Below are 16,762 nucleotides of genomic sequence, written 5' to 3'. Positions count from 1 at the left end.
GGATCGGGCGTATGGCATTGTAGGATTTGAGCAACCCTGCCGCTTCAGCTTGTGGCAAGGGGGAGATCCTACGTAACGATATTGACCCAGCCCCCATGTCCCCTACAGTCGCGAGTCTTCCGACTGGGGCCGGGGAAGACGATTAGGATATGACCAAGTTGAGCGGAACCGATAGCAAGAGCACGCTGTACTGCAGCTTCTGCGGCAAGTCGCAGCACGAGGTGAGGAAGCTCATCGCAGGTCCGACCGTGTTCATCTGCGACGAATGTGTCGAGCTGTGCAACGACATCATTCGCGAGGAAACCAAGGCCGGCCTCACCGGCAAGAAGGAAGGCGACGTTCCGACGCCGTCCGAAATCTTCCAGACGCTGAACGATTACGTGATCGGCCAGGACCGCGCCAAGCGCGTACTTTCGGTCGCGGTGCACAACCACTACAAGCGGTTGAAGCACAGCGGCAAGTCCGGCGATGTCGAGCTCGCGAAGTCGAACATCCTGCTGGTCGGTCCGACCGGTACCGGCAAGACGCTGCTTGCCCAGACGCTGGCGCGCACCTTCGACGTGCCTTTCACCATGGCCGACGCCACCACGCTGACCGAAGCCGGTTACGTGGGCGAGGATGTGGAGAACATCATCCTCAAGCTGCTCCAGGCCAGCGACTACAATGTCGAGAAGGCGCAGCACGGCATCGTCTATATCGACGAGATCGACAAGATCACGCGCAAGGCGGAAAACCCCTCCATCACCCGCGACGTGTCGGGCGAGGGCGTGCAGCAGGCGCTGCTCAAGCTGATGGAAGGCACCACCGCCTCCGTCCCGCCGCAGGGTGGCCGCAAGCATCCGCAGCAGGAATTCCTGCAGGTCGACACGACGAACATCCTGTTCATCTGCGGCGGTGCCTTTGCCGGCCTCGACAAGATCATCGCCGACCGCCTGCAGAAGCGCAGCATCGGCTTTGGCGCGCATGTCGCCGATCCGGACAAGCGTCGCGTTGGCGAGCTGCTCGAGAAGAGCGAGCCGGAAGACCTGCTCAAGTTCGGCCTGATCCCCGAATTCGTCGGCCGCCTGCCGGTGATCGCCACGCTTAACGACCTTGATGTCGATGCGCTGGTCACGATCCTGACCGAGCCGAAGAACGCCATCGTCAAGCAGTACAGCAAGCTGTTCGAGCTCGAGGATGTCGAGCTGACCTTCAAGGACGAGGCGCTGCGCGAAATCGCCGAAAAGGCGATCAAGCGCAAGACGGGTGCGCGCGGTCTGCGCTCGATCGTCGAAGGCATTCTGCTCGACACGATGTTCGACCTTCCGGACATGGAAGGTGTCACGGAGATCGTGATCGACAAGGACGTCGTCGATGGTCGCAAGGAACCGGTGCAGGTCCACGGCGGCAAGAAGGGCAGCGACAAGGAAGAGGCTGCCTGAGGCAGCGAAAATTCCTGCTCGTCTGCAGCCGAAACCGGCTGCGCAGTCCGACGGCGGAGCATCTATTCTCGGAATACCCGGGTATCTCGGTCATGTCGGCCGGGACACAGAAGGATGCCGAGCAGCAAGTGACCAACGGACTCGTCGAGTGGGCAGACCTGATTTTCGCGATGGAAGTGGTGCATCGGCGAAAGATTGAGAGGGATCACCGTTCCGCGCTGAAAACGACGCAGATCGTTGTGTTGGGCATCCTCGACAAATTCCGTTTCATGGATCCAGAACTCGTACGGGTGCTGAGAACCAGGTTGCGGCCGTGGTTCAGCCATTGAAGAAACAAAAAGCCCCGCCCGGCCTGTCGAGAGCGCCGGGCGGGGTCGTTGTGGCGTCGTGCCGCGATGGGGTGGCAGCCACGACGCCGGGGGAAGCTCCTTATCCGGGGAGAAATACCCCGTCGGTCACGTGGATCACGCCATTCGTCGTCTTCACGTCGGCCTGCGTGACCTTGCTGGTCCGGCCCGCACCGTCGGTGACCACGATCGTATGTCCGTCGAAGCTCGCGCTCAGGGTTTCGCCCGCCACGGTTTCGAATTCATAGGTCCCGCCCGCCTGGCGGATGGCCTGAGTCAACCGCGCCGCCGGTATGCGACCGGACACCACGTGATAAGTGAGGACATTCGTCAGCTGGCCCTTGTTCTCCGGCTGGAGCAAGGTTTCGACCGTGCCGGCGGGCAAAGCCGCGAAGGCATCGTCGGTCGGTGCGAAGACAGTAAAGGGTCCCGGGCTCGTCAACGTATCGACCAGATCGGCGGCCTGGACGGCTGCGACCAGCGTGGTGTGGACGCCGGTGCCCTGTGCGGCCTCGACGATGTTGGGCTGGGCCTTCTCCGCCTTCATCCCGTGATGGTCGGCCAACGCCGGGCTGGTCGCGGTGAGCGCGAATGCCCCGGTCGCGGCAATCGATGCGAGGGCGGCGGCCTTGAGTTTCTTCGAAATGGTCATCGTTTTCTCCTATTCCCAAGCCCCGTCCAGCTTGCATAGGAGTTACGGACCCATCCGGCGTGCGGATGCGGCTAGCGAAGAAAAACGCCTCAGATAGCGTTGAAGCGTGCCTCCGCCACGACGGGACCAGCATCCGCATCGGCCGGTTTCCCACCCAGCGGCTCGCGAGTGAGCAAAAGGCGCGATCCGCTCGCGATTGCTTGCGCAGCAGGCTCCGGCACCTCGTGGGAGCGCACTACGCCCGGCGTGACGACGCCCAACGAGATCAGTTCGCCCTGATCCGGCACCAGCCAGATTTCGTGATCATGCACTCCATCGGCACTCAATCCGACGGCGGTGACGAGCAAATCATGCGTATCGGGCAGATAGGTGAGGTCTAGCCGCAGGGGCGTCCCTTCTATCGGCATATTGGCCGCGAGTGGCGACTGCGTCGTGGCAGGCAAATTCGCGATGTTGCCATCCGGCGCGGTTGGCGGTGCTCCGGGCATGAAAGCGAAGACCGCCAGCGCCACGGCGGCAGCGGCGCTTGCACCGCCAATCCATTGCCAGCGGTGCAGCTTGCGGCGCAGCGCGACGACCTCTCCGTCACCGCCATCCTCCGCCAGCGCGGCCTCGATCCTTTGCCAGACCTCTGCGCGCGGCATGCGCGGATTGATCTCGTCGGCGAGCGGGGCAAGGCGGTCCTGCCATTGCGCAACCTCGGCTGCGAAAGCGGGGTCATGGCCCTCGCGGGCACGGGCGGCCAGCAGGTCCTCGCCTTCGAGCAGGCCGAGAGCGTATTCTGCAGCCAGCACGGCGTCGGGGCGCTTGTCGTCGCTCATACGCCAGCCTCCATGCAAGCCTTCAGGCGGGCGAGCCCGCGCCTGATCCAGCTCTTCATCGTTCCCAGCGGCACCTCGTCCCGCTTTGCCAGTTCCGCATAGGTGAGCCCTTCGAAAAAGGCGCTGCGGATCGCTTCGCGCGGCGTATCATCCAGGCTTTCGAGGCAGCCGTGCACGCGTGCGTCACGCTCTGCGTCGATCAGCAAGTCTTCTGCCAGAGGATCGGAATCCGGAAGCGGCGCGGCCTCGCTTTCGGGTACTGCACCGCGGCGGACTTTCCCCGTGCGCAAGCGGTCGACCGCGCGGTTGCGCGCGAAGGTGGCGAGCCAAGAGATCGGGCTCGCGCGGTCTGGATCGTAGCGGCCGGCCCGTCGCCACAAGGTCAGGTACACGTCCTGCAAAGCGTCCTCTGCTTCCTTTTCGTCTTTCAAGATACGGAGGCAGATGCCGAATAGTTTCGCCGAGGTTGCCCGGTAAACCTCTTCCAGGGCCGCGCGGTCGCCGCCGGCAAGCCGTCGCATGGCGGCTTTCAGCCGGTCGCGGGAGGCCTGGCTCGCCCGGCGCATCAGCAGCCGCCGTAGCAGTGGGGGGAGCGTTCGATCTGGATCGTCGCATGGCCGATCCGGTGATGGTGCTCCAGCTCATGGGCGATGTCGCCCAAAAAGCCGTCGCCCGGATGGCCATTCGGCATGACCAGATGAGCCGTAAGGGCAGTCTCGGTCGTGCTCATCGGCCAGATGTGAAGATCATGGACCCCCGCCACGCCCTCCAGCCCGGCCAGGTACTCACGCACGTCGCGTTCGGAAATTCCCTTGGGCACGGCAAGCAGGCTCATTGCAACACTGTCCTTCAGCAGTCCCCAAGTGCCCCAGGCGATTACCAGGACAATCAGCAGGCTGACCGCCGGATCGATCCACACCTGTCCGGTCCACAGAATGGCGAGGCCCGCGATCACCACGCCGAGGCTGACCAGCGCATCTGCCGCCATGTGCAGGAAGGCGCCGCGGATATTGATATCGTTCTGGCCGCGCAGGAACAGCGCAGCCGTGCCCGCATTGATGACGATCCCGATACCAGCGACAATCGCCATCGTCTTGCCGGCCACGGGCGCCGGCTCTGCGATCCTGTGGATGGTCTCGAACAGGATCGCGCCGATCGCCACCAGCAGCAAGGCCGCATTAGCGAGGGCGGCGAGGATGGTCGAGCTCTTGTACCCATAGGTGAAGCGGTCGGTCGGCGCCTTCTTCGCTGCCACACTCGCCCCCCAGGCGAGCATGAGCGCCAGCACGTCCGACAGATTGTGCCCCGCATCTGCGATCAGCGCCATCGAACCGGACAGCCAGCCATAAACGGCTTCCACGATGACGAAGCCGGTATTGAGGACAATCCCGATCAGGAAGGCGCGACCGAAATCGGCCGGAGCATGCCCATGCTCCCCGGTGTGGGCGTGATCGTGGGTATGGGAATGGCCGACGCCCATGACAGTCTACGGATAGACGCAGCTATCGAGCCCGTCACGCCTTACGACGCCGATCCGTGCGGCCAGCGTATTGCCGTGCCGGGCGAGCCAGCCGCGTGGGTTCGTGACCGAGCGTTCCTTGGGCAGCGGCAGGGCAGCGGCCATGCGCGCAGCCTCCAGCGGGGTAAGCGAGGCGGCAGACTTGCCGAAATAGCGCCGCGCGCCGGCTTCGACGCCATATGTCCCGATACCGGTTTCCGCGACGTTCAGATAAACCTCCATGATCCGCCGCTTGCCCCAGATCTGCTCGATAAGCAGGGTGAAATAGGCCTCCAGCCCCTTGCGGAAATAGCCGCCATCCTGCCACAGGAAAACGTTCTTCGCAGTCTGCTGGCTGATGGTGGAACCGCCCCTGATCCGGCCCCCGCGCGCATTCTGTTCGATCGCTTCTTCGATTGCCTCGCGGTCGAAACCATCATGCTGGCAGAACTTGCCGTCTTCCGCAGCGATCACGGCGCGGACCATGTTGCGATCCACATTCGACAGGCTGGTCCAGTCCTTGGTGATGCCATTGGCATCCATGGCCATCGTCGCGGTGAGGGGAACCGGTACGAATTTGAACAGCAGCACAAGGCCCAGGCTGAGCACGAAAAAGCCAAGGAGGGCCTTGAAAATAAAGCGGACGAACCAGCGCATCCGGCCCCTGCTAACGGGCGGGACCGAGGCTGGCAATCGCAACGCGCTTGCGGCGGGCACCGGCGCGTGCTTTTTGTCCTGCACAACGAAGGGTGAAGGGGACTACAGATGCGAAATCTTGCACTTGCCGCCGCATTGGCCGCCATGGGGAGTACGCCGGCGCTGGCTGATCCGGCGCAAATCGAGGCAGCCGTGGCAACGGATTACGACAGCCACCTCGAAGACCTCTTCGTGCATTTCCACCGCAATCCCGAATTGTCCTTCCTCGAAACCGAAACGGCAAAGCGTATGGCTGCCGAATTGCGCAACGCCGGGCTGGAGGTCACCGAAAATGTAGGCGGCACGGGCGTAGTCGGCATGCTGAAGAATGGAGATGGCCCGCTGATCATGCTGCGTGCCGACATGGATGGCTTGCCGGTGAAGGAGCGCTCCGGCCTCGACTACGCCTCCACCGCTACGCAGGTTGCGCCCGATGGCGAAACCTATCCGGTGATGCATGCCTGCGGCCACGACGTGCACATCACGTCGATGGTCGGCACTGCGCGACGGCTTGTGGCAATGAAGGACGACTGGTCAGGCACACTGATGTTCGTGGTTCAGCCAGCCGAAGAACGCGTCGGCGGGGCCAAGGCGATGCTCGAGGACGGGCTTTACGACCGGTTCGGCCAGCCCGATTATGCGCTGGCTTTCCACGTCGCTTCGATCCTGCCGACGGGCAAGGTGTCGGCGGCCGAGGGCATCCAGTATTCGAGCGCCGATTCGGTCGACATCATGGTCCCCGGCGTCGGCGCGCATGGTGCGAGTCCGCATATGGGCCGTGACCCGGTCTATATCGCCTCGCAGATCGTCACCGCGCTGCAGTCGATCGTCAGCCGCGAGATCGAGCCGCTGTCCCCGGCCGTCATCACGGTCGGCGCATTCCAGGCGGGTACGAAGCACAACATCATCTCCGAACGCGCCGACCTGCAACTGACCGTGCGCGCGAACGACGAGGAGACGCGCGCGCAATTGCTCGCCGCGATCGAGCGGGTGGCGGTCGGCATAGGCAAGGCCCACGGCCTGCCGGACGAGCTGCCGGTGAAGGTCACGGTGAGCGAAGGCACCCCGGTCACGTATAACGACCCCGCACTCGCCCGCCGCCTGAACGGTGTGATGCGCACGACTTTCGGCGAGGAGGGTTTCGAGCCCTTCGAGCAGCGCGGCATGGGGGCGGAGGACTTCTCCTATTTCGTGGCCGAGGACCTCGGCGTGCCGGGCTATTACTTCGCCGTCGGCGGCACGCCGCCCGAGGCGTTCGAGGCCGAGGCCAATGGCGGCCCCGCCGTTCCGTCGCACCATTCCCCCCTGTTCAAGATCGCGCCGCGCGAAAGCGTGACGCTGGGTACTCGGGCGATGGTGGCTGCGGTGCTGGATCTGGCGGGGAGCTGACCAAAGCACCATCGGAAAAAAGAGGGCCGCCACTTCCCGAGGGAAGGGCGGCCCTTTTTGCGTCCGTGCAGGTACTGATCAGGCCACGCCGGGCAGCAGCCTTTCGCCCGCGATCGCCTTCATTGCCTTCTGCAGCTTTTCGAACGCGCGTACTTCGATCTGGCGGATGCGTTCGCGGCTGACGCTGTAGACCTGGCTCAGTTCTTCCAGCGTCTGCGGGTTTTCCGTCAGGCGACGCTCGGTAAGGATGTGCTTCTCGCGCTCGTTGAGGCTGTCCATCGCCTCGACCAGCATGTCGTGGCGCACTTCGCTTTCCTGTGCGTCGGCAACGAGCTCGTCCTGGAGCGGGCCGTCATCCTTCAGCCAGTCCATCCACTCGCCGCTGCCGTCCTCGCCATTGCGCATCGGCACGTTGAGCGATCCGTCACCGCCCATCAGCATGCGGCGGTTCATGTTGACCACCTCCTGCTCGGGCACGCCGAGGTCGGTCGCGATCTTCGCCACATCGTCCGGATGCAGATCCGTGTCCTCGTAGGCGTCGAGGTTCTTCTTCATCCGGCGCAGGTTGAAGAACAGCTTCTTCTGCGCGGCGGTGGTGCCCATTTTCACGAGGCTCCACGAGCGCAGGATATATTCCTGAATGCTCGCCTTGATCCACCACATGGCATAGGTCGCAAGGCGGAAACCGCGATCGGCCTCGAATTTCTTCACGCCCTGCATCAGGCCGACGTTGCCCTCGGAAATGAGATCCGAGACAGGCAGGCCGTAGCCGCGATAGCCCATGGCGATCTTTGCCACGAGCCGCAGGTGCGACGTGACGAGCTGCGCCGCAGCTTCGCTGTCTTCGTGTTCCTCGTAGCGCTTCGCGAGCATGTATTCCTGCTCTTGCGTCAGCACGGGGAATTTCTTGATTTCGGAGAGATAGCGGTTGAGGCTCTGCTCACCGCCGAGCGCCGGGACGCTCAATGCTTTGGTATTGCTCACTTAAACCCTGACCTTTCTTGCGTCGACCTCGCGCGCCGAACCCCTGATGGGCATTCGGCTCTCGGGCCACTGAAGTTACTTATAGCAGATATTGCCCGCAGCGGTGTTGCTTTTCATCGATTTCAACGTGCGGTTTCGTCGATGAGTTCCCGCATGTCGCGCGGCAATTCGGCGCAGAAATCCAAGCTTTCGCCGCTGATAGGATGAATGAATCCGAGGCTGGCTGCGTGGAGCGCCTGGCGGGCGAATTGCAGCTGCTGAAGCGTCGCGCGGAGCGGCTTGGGAGTGCGACCGTAGACAGGGTCTCCCAATAGCGGATGACCGATTGACGCACAGTGAACGCGAACCTGGTGGGTTCTACCGGTTTCGAGGCGACATTCGATCAGCGCGGCGTGGTCGAGGCGCTGCTTCGTCTGGTAATGCGTGACGGCATGCTTGCCGCGCGTGGCATCATCGGGGAGCACGGCCATCTTCTTGCGATCCTTGTCGGAACGGCCGATGCGGCCCCTTATGGAGCCCTCCGCAGGGTTCGGATGGCCCGCGCAGACGGCAAGATAGCGCCGCGAAATCGAATGGTCGGCGAACTGCTTCGCCAACCCCTCATGCGCGGCATCGGACTTGGCGACGACCAGCAGGCCCGACGTATCCTTGTCGATCCGGTGGACGATCCCGGGCCGCGCGACGCCGTTGATGCCGGACAGCCGCCCCGCGCAGTGGTGGAGTAGGGCATTGACCAGCGTCCCGTCCGGATTGCCCGCCGCGGGGTGGACGACCATCCCGGCCGGCTTGTTCACGACCAGAAGGTCATCGTCCTCAAACACGATGTCGAGCGGGATGTCCTGAGCCTCTGCGGCCAGCGGCTCCGGCGGTGGGAGGGCGATGGTGAAACGCGCACCGGGCTCGACCTTGGCGGACCCGCTGGTTGCCGGCTTTCCGTCCAGTTCCACAGCGCCGTCGGCGACCAGCCCTTTCACCCGCTCGCGCGACAATCCGCTCGCCTCGGCCAGCGCCTTGTCCAGGCGGCCGGTGGAAAGGACGCTTCCATCCAGAATATCCGTTTGCCCTGAGCTTGTCGAAGGGCCGTCCTTCTTTTTTGCCAAGCGCGATATCCTCTCCCAATCGCCGCGGATAAGCGCCATCTTCTTGGCTCGCGACCAGCCTTTCAATCTGCGTTCCGCCTCCAATGCCTCGTCACGGGTTGGAAATTCCTCGGACCAGACCAGCTCGACGGGCAATCGCTGACTGGTAAAGCCCCTGAGCGCTCCAACTTGGTGCTGCGCGAGCCGATACTCCAAATCTTCCGTGTGTCCGGTGTAGAAAGCGCCGCCACGACAATGTAGCATGTAGGCCCAGAACGGCATCGGTTGCGCCTAAGTGAAGTGCGGCCCTTCGACAAGCTCAGGGCGAACGGACTTGGTAGTATTGCAAGATGTCGCGGACCAGTTGCTCGCCGAGGCTGAGGCAGCGCATCCGATCGAATGCTGCGGCATCCTCCTCGGCGAAAGCGAGCGCATCGGTGCCATCCTCCCCGCCCCCAACGTCCATCCCGACCCTGCAGTCCATTTCGAGATCGACCCGCAAGCTTTGATCGATGCGCACCGCGAAGCACGCGAGGGCGGGCCGCAGGTCATCGGCTATTACCACTCCCACCCCAATGGCCGGGCCGAGCCGTCCGCCACCGATACCGCAATGGCAGCCGGCGACGGGATGGTCTGGGCCATCGTCGCGGCGGGCCGAGTCACCTTCTGGCGTTCGGGGGATGCAGGGTTCGACGCGCTTCCCTATGTGGCGACGCCTCGCTAAGAGACATCCTCAATTTTTAGTTACCGGGATCCCAATGGACGACCGCCAATCGATCGACCTCGCCGCCATGCTGTGCTCGCGGCTGTGCCATGACATGCTCAGCCCAGTCGGCGCGCTTTCCAACGGCCTTGAATTGCTCGCGCTTGAGACCGATCCGGAAATGCGTGCCAACGTCATGCAACTGCTGGAACAGAGCGCGACGATTTCGACCACCAAGCTCAAATTTTTCCGCCTGGCCTTCGGCGCAGCGGGCGGGTTCGGCGACCGGGTCGATGTGGAAGAGCCCAAAGCACTGATCCAGGCGCTGGTGGCGGACAAGCCGAACATCACCATCAATTGGGCCCTGGCCGATCCATCGCTGGGCAAACCGGCGGTCAAGGTCCTGCTCAACTTTGCGCAGATCGCGATCGACGCGCTGGTGCGCGGCGGCACGCTGGACATCGGCGCCGAAGTGCGCGACGGGGCAAGCGAGATCGTGGTTCGCGCTGCGGGACCGAAGATCGCTTTCGACGAAACCATCGGCAAGGCGCTCGACGGCAGTCTCGACCGGTCGGAGTTGTCTAGCCGCACCGCGGCGGCGCACATGATCGCGCTGCTCGCCGAGCAGAGCGGTGGCGGCCTACAGTATCACCGCTCCGACGAAGCGCTAGTGCTGGGCGCGGTCCTTCCCCAGGGCGAGGGCCTGATCGGGTGAGCAGGGACGAACTGGTCCACGCCGAGCGCCTGTCGCCAAATTTCGACGAGCGCACCGTGCCGATTGAGATCGTCGTGCTCCATTATACCGAGATGCTCGGCCCCGAGAACGCGATCGCGCGCATGTGCGACCCCGAGGCCAAGGTCAGCGCGCATTACCTGATTGCCGAGGATGGCACGGTGACGCGCCTCGTCCCGGAAGAAAAACGTGCCTGGCACGCGGGCGTTTCCTACTGGCGCGGGCACAAGGACATCAATTCCGTCAGCATCGGGATCGAACTGGACCACCCCGGCCATCTGCACGGCTATCGCGACTTCAGCGAAGCGCAGTTCGAAGCGCTTGTCCCGCTGCTCTCGCGGATCATGAAAACGCATGACATTCCGCGCGCAAACGTGCTCGGTCATTCGGATGTCGCCCCGCAGCGCAAGATCGACCCGGGCGAATTGTTCCCCTGGGAGCGTCTCGCCGAATACGGACTTTGCCTGCCGACTCCGAAAATTGAACTCGGCGATCCGTTCGACAATGACGGCGCCTTCTACCTCGCGCTCGAACGCTTCGGCTACGACATTACCGACGGCCGTAAGGCGGTGGAAGCGTTTCAGCGCCGCTGGCGCCCGCACAAGATCGATGGCGAAGTCGACGGCGAAGTCCGGGCGATCCTGTTCCAACTGCTGCTGGACCGGGACCGAGGTGCGCACAGATAGGCGCGCCAGGCACCCTCAGCGCGCGCAATACTCGTAGCGACCTTCGCGACAAAGGCGCACTGCGCGCCTCCATTCGGCCATCGCCGCTTCGTATTCGCGCCGTGCGGCAGGGTATTCGCGCGTAGCTTTCCAGCCCTCGGCATACCGCGCATCGCGCTCCTGCACGTGGCGGAGCTGCTCCAGATTGAGACGCCGGATTTCGGCCGCGTCGCGTTCGCGAGCCGCACGCGATTTCATGGCCGGATCGTTGGGATCGTCGGCAAGGGCGGCCGTCGGCGTGGCTGTCACGGCGCCGAGCGCCAGTGCACTGATCAGAATATGCAGTTTCATGATTGCGAACCCTTCCCTGATGCGCCTCGATCCCCGGCGGCGCGGTGAGCAGACTAACCACGTCAAGCCTTACCCCACATGAATGGGATGGGCGCGCGATGACCTTCTGCTTTGCAGTGCTTGGCGAACGCATGCTTTGCTCCTATCTCCGCCAGCGCCAGGGGGCCGGGCAGCCGCGCCGCCAATCTCTATTCGGGGTTGGTGTCGAGGAAAGTCCGGGCTCCACGAAACGAGGGTGGCGGGTAACGCCCGCCGTGGGCAACCACAGGGAAAGTGCCACAGAGAGCATACCGCCGATGGCCTCTTCGGAGGATCAGGCAAGGGTGAAAGGGTGCGGTAAGAGCGCACCGGGGCTTCGGCAACGCGGTCCGCATGGCAAACCCCACCCGGAGCAAGGCCGAATAGGGGCGGCGCGCTCTCGCAAGAGGGCAGGTGCGTTTCGCATCGCCCGCCCGGGTTGGCTGCTGGAGTCCTGAAGCAATTCAGGACCTAGACGAATGGCTGCCATCGCGGCGCAGGTGCCTATTGGCAAACCGGCCGCGATACAGAACCCGGCTTACAGGCCCCCTGGTACTCGACCTCGCCGGCAACCGCGGAACGCCGCGCGGACCCGCGGGTTGAGGCGGCATGACGCTACACACCACCATTCGTCGCAGCATCGCCCAGCGGCTGGCAATCGTCCTTGCGATTGTCCTCCAGATCGGATCGACCTTCCTTCCCCAGTTCGGCTATGGCGAACCCATCGGCGACCAGTCGGACAGCGTTCGCACGCTGGTGACGCCCATCGGCTGGGCCTTTGCAATCTGGGGCCCCCTGTTCCTGCTCTCGGCGGGCTTCGCGCTCTGGCAGCTGCTGCCGAAGCAGGCGGACAATGACCTCCTCGACCGGATCGGTTGGTATGCCGTCATTGCTCTGGGCACACAGGGAATCTGGGCAATCTACACGCAGTTCGCCGACCTCACCTGGATTTCGGTGCTCATCATCGCGGTCTCGCTGATCAGTCTGCTGGCGATCCTGCGCATCCTGACGAAATGGTACCGGCTGATGACCGGCTGGGAGCGCTTCCTTGTCGGCGTCACGTTCGGCGCACTCGCGGCATGGCTCACGGCGGCAACCATCGTGAACATCACGGCCGCGCTCCGCTTTCACGGTGTTGGGGCAGGAGAGACCTGGCCGCTGCTTGCCGCCGCCATCGTCGCGACCGGGGGCGTGATCGCCGCGTTTGCCGTGCTGCGCAGTGCGGGCAACCCCTGGTACGCAGTCGTTTTTCTCTGGGCCTTATGGGGCATCTACAATCGCGGCGGGCAGGAAAGCGGTGCGATCGCCATCGCTTGCGCCATCTCGGCGCTTCTCGTCGTGACTGCCGCCGCATCGGGGCTGCGCGATCCCGCGAACAGGAAGCGGTGGCTAGGCTGAACCTTCACTCTGGACAATCGCTGCCGAAACGCGAAAACGGCGCGCAACGACAGTTTTGAAGAGGGTCTTTCCGATGAAACGTTTCGCGCTTTACGCGGCCTGTGCCGCTATCGCCTTCACCTCCACCTCGGCGCAGGCCGACGAAGGCATGTGGACCTTCGACGGCTTCCCGACCGAGCGAATGGAGCAGGCTTACGGCTGGGCGCCGGACCAGGCGTGGCTCGACCGCGTGCAGGCGGCGGCCGTGCGGCTGACCGGCGGCTGTTCTGCAAGCTTCGTCTCGCCGTCCGGCCTGATCCTGACCAACCACCACTGTATTGCCAGCTGCCTCTACGACAATTCGAGCGATGCGATGGACTATCTCGACGCAGGTTTCGTCGCGCAGAACCGCGAAGAGGAGCTCAAGTGCCCCGGCCAGCAGGCGGAGGTCGTGACGTCAATCGCGGACGTGACCGACGAAGTTAAAGCTTCATTCTCCGGCCTCGCCGGCGAGGCGCTGACCAAGGCGCGCGACGGCAAGATTGCCGAGCTCGAGAAGACAGGCTGTCCCGATACCGACACGACCCGCTGCCAGGTCGTGACGCTGTTTGGCGGGGGTCAGTACAAGCTTTACACCTATCGCAAGTACTCCGATATCCGCCTCGCCTGGGCGCCGGAAGACCGCGCCTCGACCTTCGGCGGCGATCCCGACAATTTCAATTTCCCGCGCTACTCGCTCGATGCGAGCTTCCTGCGTGCCTACGAAAACGGCCAGCCGGTCGCCACGCCGCAGCATCTGCAGTGGAACCCGCGCGCGCCGCAGGAGGGCGAGGTCACCTTCGTGGTCGGCAACCCCGGCTCGACCAGCCGCCTCTACACCCAGAGCCAGCTGGCTTTCGAGCGCGAGGTGCGCCTGCCGGTAACGCTGACGACGCTGTCCGAACTGCGCGGTCGCCTGATCAGCGCGATGGACGAAAGCCCGGAGAAGGAACGCCAGGGCCTCGATCTGCTCAGCGGTGTCGAAAACGGTCTCAAGGTCTACATAGGCCGCACAAAGGCGCTGAACGACCCGGCCTTTACCGCCAGCCTCGCACAGGCCGAGGCTGAATTGCGCCAGCGGAGCGCCGACAATGCCGAGATCGGCGATCCCTGGACCGCCGTGGACAACGCAGTCGAAGCCTATCGCGCGCTCTATCTGCCGTCGCGCTTCCTCAGCCCCTCGGGCGATCTCTACGGCTACGCGCAGACGCTGGTCTATGCCGCGCAGGAGCGCACCAAGCCGAATGGCGAGCGGCTGCCCGGCTATACCGACAGCGCGTTGCCGCTGACCGAGAAGCGCCTGCTCGACGAGCGCCCGGTCTATCCCTGGCTCGATGAATTGATGATGGAGTGGAGCCTGTCGAAGGCACGCGAATATCTCGGCGTGGACGATGCCGATAGTCGTCTCCTGCTGGGCAAGGAAAGTCCCGAGGCACTGGCCGAAAGGCTGGTCGAGGGCACACAGCTGGCCGATCCGGCAGTGCGCAAGGCGCTCTGGGATGGCGGGCTGGCTGCCATCGAAGCGTCGGACGATCCGATGATCCAGTACGCCCTGCGCCTCGCCGATCGCCAGCGGGCGCTGCGCGATGCGGTGAACGAAAGCTATTCCGGCCCGCTCGCGATCGCGGGGGGCAAGCTCGCCGATGCGCGCTTCGCCGCCTATGGCGACAGCCTCTATCCCGATGCGACTTTCACCCTGCGCATCAGCTATGGCCAGGTGAAGGGTTGGGAGGAGCGCGGCCAGCAGGTCCCGATCCTGACGACCATGGGCGGCACTTTCGAGCGGGCGACGGGCGCGCCGCCGTTCGATGTGGCCCCGGCTTTTGCCGCAAACCAGGCCGAGATCGATCCCGAAACTACCTTCGATTTTGTCACCACAAACGACATCATCGGCGGTAATTCGGGCTCGCCTGTCATCGACCGCGCGGGCACGGTGATTGGAGCGGCCTTCGATGGCAACATCCATTCGCTGGGCGGCAATTATGGCTATGACGGCACTCTGAACCGTACGGTCGCGGTGTCGACCGATGCGGTGCAGGAAGCGCTTGAGACGATCTATCCGGCACCCGCACTGGTGGCCGAACTGGGCGGAAAATAGGGCTTTGGGCAGAGGGCGGGTTTTGCGATTGCAAACCCGCCTTTTGGCTCAGTCCATCGCGCCATGCGCAATGGCCAGCGAACCGTCGACCTCGATCGCCTGGATCGTCCGCCGTTCCTCGCCTTCCAGGACCAGCGCGGTCAGCCGCCCGGTTCTAAAGGCGCCGGTATCGATACCGATCCGGTGGTCGGTCCGCTCGATATCCTCGAAAATCGTGTGGCCGTGCACGACGACATGGCTGAACGGCTCGGAGTGCTTGAGGAAACGCTCGCGGATCCAGCGCAGGTCGGTCTGCCTCTGCTCTTCCAGCGAGCGCTTGGGATTGAGCCCGGCATGAACGAAAACGTAGTCGCCGGCGACAATCATATCCTCGAAACCGGCCAGGAATTCGCGGTCTTCGGCAGGGATCAGCTCGGCCAGATGCTCCTGCAGTTCCTTGATCGTCAGTTCGTTGTAGCGTTTGCGCTTGATGCCGTAGCTCAGGATCGTCTCGCGTCCGCCGTGCTTCACGAAGTGGCGCAGCATTTCCTTGTCGTCGAAACTATCGAGGAACATTTCCTCGTGATTGCCGGCGATATAGCGGACACTGCGCGTCTTGCCCCAATCCCGCGCGCGTTCGATTACGCCTCGGCTGTCCGGCCCGCGATCGATCAGATCGCCCAGCAGGATGACCGTCGATCGTGCGGTACCGCTCGCCGCGTCGTCTGCCTCGATCGCCTCGATCAGGCTTTCGAACAGGTCAAGGCGACCGTGAACATCGCCGATGACGTAATACCGCTCGCCTTCGGGCACGCGCGCGACACGGCGTGCCGCAGGGCGTTCCTTGAAAAGCTGGCGGAGGGATCGAAGCATTCGGGATCGGTCTCGTGAAACTGCGGGGATGCGTTACCTGACGCTGCGCGCCCAGATAGTCGCTAGGCGCGCTGGCGACAACCGTGGCTGAACGCTGCATCTCGCAGTTGCGAAAACATCACAGCTTTTGCTGCACCTGCAAAAAAATTTTTCAACATATCTTGCGCGCAAGGCCGGCAGTGTGCACAAAAGTTGCCGTATCCGGACGAGGAGCCACGTAAACCGGCCCCGACGGATTCGCAGGTGGGACGAAGCGACACCCTTTTCAGGAGTTTGGTATGCTGACGCCCTTTCGCGGTCTTTTGGCCGCATCGCTCGCTACTGCGAGCGTAATTTCCGCCGCCCCTGTTCTCGCGCAGGACGATACCGCCGACGAGGGTATCGAGGGCGTTTCGATCTCCGCCAACGTCGCGCTGACGACCGATTACCGGTTCCGCGGCGTTTCCCTGTCGGGCGGCGATCCCGCGTTGCAGGGCGGTTTCGATGTCACGCATGACAGCGGCTTCTACGTCGGCACCTGGGCATCGTCGATCGATGGCGGTGCCGCATATGGCGACCTCGAGCTCGACGTCTATGGGGGATACAGCACACAGATCACCGATGCGGTGAGCTTCGATATCGGCCTGCTCTACTACATCTATCCGACAGAGGATCTTGGCCTCGATACCGACTATTGGGAGCCCTATGCATCGGTCGGTTTCAATCTCGGCCCCGCCGAAACGACCGTTGGCGTCGCCTATGCATGGAAGCAGGATTCGCTGGGGGGCGAGGACAATCTCTACCTCTATACCGATGTCGGCATCGGCATTCCGAACACTCCGTTCACGCTAAGTGGCCACCTCGGTTATACCGATGGTGTGCTTGCCCCGCCCTTACTGGCCGGCGATCTCGACGATACCGGCCTCGACTGGTCGCTCGGCGCCAGCGTCTCGCAGGGCGCCTTCGAGATCGGCGTGTCCTACGTCGGGGTCGAAGGTACGTCGGTCGACGGATTCACGGATGATGCAATCGTCGGAACAATCTCGGCCAGCTTCTGAAA

The 16,762-nt window shown here is 63.6% G+C and carries 18 protein-coding genes, 1 other RNA gene and 1 pseudogene; 10 read left to right on the top strand and 10 right to left on the bottom strand.

All coding sequences use genetic code 11. The features are described 5' to 3' along the window. Nucleotides 1–149 precede the first annotated feature (149 nt). Both clpX and P8Q88_RS13180 read left to right on the top strand, forming a co-directional pair. Nucleotides 150–1,421 (top strand): ATP-dependent Clp protease ATP-binding subunit ClpX, encoded by a 1,272-nt coding sequence (gene clpX / locus P8Q88_RS13185; protein ID WP_278324290.1) that lies wholly within the window; start codon nucleotides 150–152, stop codon nucleotides 1,419–1,421. Between the two features lie 92 nt (nucleotides 1,422–1,513). Beyond that, on the top strand, nucleotides 1,514–1,750 hold the full coding sequence (locus tag P8Q88_RS13180; RefSeq protein ID WP_278324289.1) for a hypothetical protein: 237 nt from the start codon (nucleotides 1,514–1,516) through the stop codon (nucleotides 1,748–1,750). 100 nt (nucleotides 1,751–1,850) lie between these two features. Here P8Q88_RS13180 and P8Q88_RS13175 read toward each other — a convergent pair whose 3' ends face one another. From P8Q88_RS13175 to mtgA, 5 genes are all read right to left on the bottom strand, one after another. Continuing rightward, nucleotides 1,851–2,420: a fasciclin domain-containing protein gene (locus tag P8Q88_RS13175; RefSeq protein WP_278324288.1), complete on the bottom strand. Its 570-nt coding sequence runs from the start codon at nucleotides 2,418–2,420 to the stop codon at nucleotides 1,851–1,853. Between the two features lie 89 nt (nucleotides 2,421–2,509). Beyond that, nucleotides 2,510–3,241, bottom strand: coding sequence for an anti-sigma factor (locus tag P8Q88_RS13170; protein ID WP_278324287.1), 732 nt, complete (start codon nucleotides 3,239–3,241; stop codon nucleotides 2,510–2,512). Further along, on the bottom strand, nucleotides 3,238–3,807 hold the full coding sequence (locus tag P8Q88_RS13165; protein ID WP_278324286.1) for a sigma-70 family RNA polymerase sigma factor: 570 nt from the start codon (nucleotides 3,805–3,807) through the stop codon (nucleotides 3,238–3,240). The genes P8Q88_RS13170 and P8Q88_RS13165 overlap by 4 nt, the downstream gene beginning before the upstream one ends. Continuing rightward, entirely contained in the window at nucleotides 3,807–4,721 is a 915-nt protein-coding gene (locus P8Q88_RS13160) for a cation diffusion facilitator family transporter (protein WP_278324285.1), read from the bottom strand. The genes P8Q88_RS13165 and P8Q88_RS13160 overlap by 1 nt, the downstream gene beginning before the upstream one ends. A 6-nt stretch (nucleotides 4,722–4,727) precedes the next feature. Beyond that, nucleotides 4,728–5,396 (bottom strand): monofunctional biosynthetic peptidoglycan transglycosylase, encoded by a 669-nt coding sequence (gene mtgA, locus P8Q88_RS13155; RefSeq protein WP_278324284.1) that lies wholly within the window; start codon nucleotides 5,394–5,396, stop codon nucleotides 4,728–4,730. 108 nt (nucleotides 5,397–5,504) lie between these two features. Here mtgA and P8Q88_RS13150 point away from each other — a divergent pair, with 108 nt between their 5' ends. Further along, nucleotides 5,505–6,824, top strand: coding sequence for an amidohydrolase (locus P8Q88_RS13150; RefSeq protein WP_278324283.1), 1,320 nt, complete (start codon nucleotides 5,505–5,507; stop codon nucleotides 6,822–6,824). Between the two features lie 78 nt (nucleotides 6,825–6,902). On the opposite strand, the gene rpoH is transcribed toward P8Q88_RS13150, so the two are convergent. From rpoH to P8Q88_RS13135, 3 genes and pseudogenes are all read right to left on the bottom strand, one after another. Beyond that, entirely contained in the window at nucleotides 6,903–7,808 is a 906-nt protein-coding gene (gene rpoH, locus P8Q88_RS13145; RefSeq protein ID WP_278324282.1) for an RNA polymerase sigma factor RpoH, read from the bottom strand. A gap of 122 nt (nucleotides 7,809–7,930) precedes the next feature. After that, on the bottom strand, nucleotides 7,931–8,860 hold the full coding sequence (locus P8Q88_RS13140) for an RluA family pseudouridine synthase (protein ID WP_446532570.1): 930 nt from the start codon (nucleotides 8,858–8,860) through the stop codon (nucleotides 7,931–7,933). 147 nt (nucleotides 8,861–9,007) lie between these two features. Beyond that, nucleotides 9,008–9,151 (bottom strand): annotated as a pseudogene (locus tag P8Q88_RS13135) (GIY-YIG nuclease family protein); the annotation flags it as partial. Between the two features lie 70 nt (nucleotides 9,152–9,221). Between P8Q88_RS13135 and P8Q88_RS13130 the strand changes: the two are divergent. Genes P8Q88_RS13130 through P8Q88_RS13120 form a run of 3 tightly spaced genes read left to right on the top strand, consistent with a single transcriptional unit; the run spans nucleotide 9,222 to nucleotide 11,009 of the window. Beyond that, complete coding sequence (locus P8Q88_RS13130) at nucleotides 9,222–9,611, top strand: M67 family metallopeptidase (RefSeq protein ID WP_278324281.1); 390 nt, start codon at nucleotides 9,222–9,224, stop codon at nucleotides 9,609–9,611. Nucleotides 9,612–9,645: 34 nt separating this feature from the next. Beyond that, the gene (locus P8Q88_RS13125) at nucleotides 9,646–10,305 is read left to right on the top strand and encodes a histidine phosphotransferase family protein (protein ID WP_278324280.1); all 660 of its coding nucleotides are present in this window, start codon (nucleotides 9,646–9,648) and stop codon (nucleotides 10,303–10,305) included. Next, nucleotides 10,302–11,009 (top strand): N-acetylmuramoyl-L-alanine amidase, encoded by a 708-nt coding sequence (locus P8Q88_RS13120; RefSeq protein WP_278324279.1) that lies wholly within the window; start codon nucleotides 10,302–10,304, stop codon nucleotides 11,007–11,009. The genes P8Q88_RS13125 and P8Q88_RS13120 overlap by 4 nt, the downstream gene beginning before the upstream one ends. 15 nt (nucleotides 11,010–11,024) lie before the next feature. On the opposite strand, the gene P8Q88_RS13115 is transcribed toward P8Q88_RS13120, so the two are convergent. Continuing rightward, complete coding sequence (locus P8Q88_RS13115; RefSeq protein ID WP_278324278.1) at nucleotides 11,025–11,339, bottom strand: hypothetical protein; 315 nt, start codon at nucleotides 11,337–11,339, stop codon at nucleotides 11,025–11,027. Nucleotides 11,340–11,496: 157 nt separating this feature from the next. On the opposite strand from P8Q88_RS13115, the gene rnpB reads away from it, so the two are divergent. The 3 genes from rnpB (at nucleotide 11,497) to P8Q88_RS13100 (ending at nucleotide 14,871) form a co-directional block, all read left to right on the top strand. Next, nucleotides 11,497–11,914: RNase P RNA component class A (rnpB, locus tag P8Q88_RS13110), an RNA gene on the top strand. A gap of 52 nt (nucleotides 11,915–11,966) precedes the next feature. Next, nucleotides 11,967–12,755: a TspO-related membrane protein gene (locus tag P8Q88_RS13105; protein WP_278324277.1), complete on the top strand. Its 789-nt coding sequence runs from the start codon at nucleotides 11,967–11,969 to the stop codon at nucleotides 12,753–12,755. Nucleotides 12,756–12,828: 73 nt separating this feature from the next. Beyond that, nucleotides 12,829–14,871 (top strand): S46 family peptidase, encoded by a 2,043-nt coding sequence (locus tag P8Q88_RS13100; protein ID WP_278324276.1) that lies wholly within the window; start codon nucleotides 12,829–12,831, stop codon nucleotides 14,869–14,871. Nucleotides 14,872–14,919: 48 nt separating this feature from the next. On the opposite strand, the gene P8Q88_RS13095 is transcribed toward P8Q88_RS13100, so the two are convergent. Continuing rightward, complete coding sequence (locus tag P8Q88_RS13095; protein ID WP_278324275.1) at nucleotides 14,920–15,723, bottom strand: metallophosphoesterase family protein; 804 nt, start codon at nucleotides 15,721–15,723, stop codon at nucleotides 14,920–14,922. 278 nt (nucleotides 15,724–16,001) lie between these two features. On the opposite strand from P8Q88_RS13095, the gene P8Q88_RS13090 reads away from it, so the two are divergent. After that, nucleotides 16,002–16,760, top strand: a complete 759-nt coding sequence (locus P8Q88_RS13090) for a TorF family putative porin (protein WP_278324274.1) — start codon at nucleotides 16,002–16,004, stop codon at nucleotides 16,758–16,760. The last annotated feature ends 2 nt before the right edge of the window (nucleotides 16,761–16,762 follow it).

The sequence above is a fragment of the Qipengyuania marincola genome, assembly GCF_029688625.1.
Classification (GTDB): domain Bacteria; phylum Pseudomonadota; class Alphaproteobacteria; order Sphingomonadales; family Sphingomonadaceae; genus Qipengyuania.
Note: the sequence above shows the minus strand (reverse complement) of the source record. Positions and strands in the feature narration are given on the sequence as shown.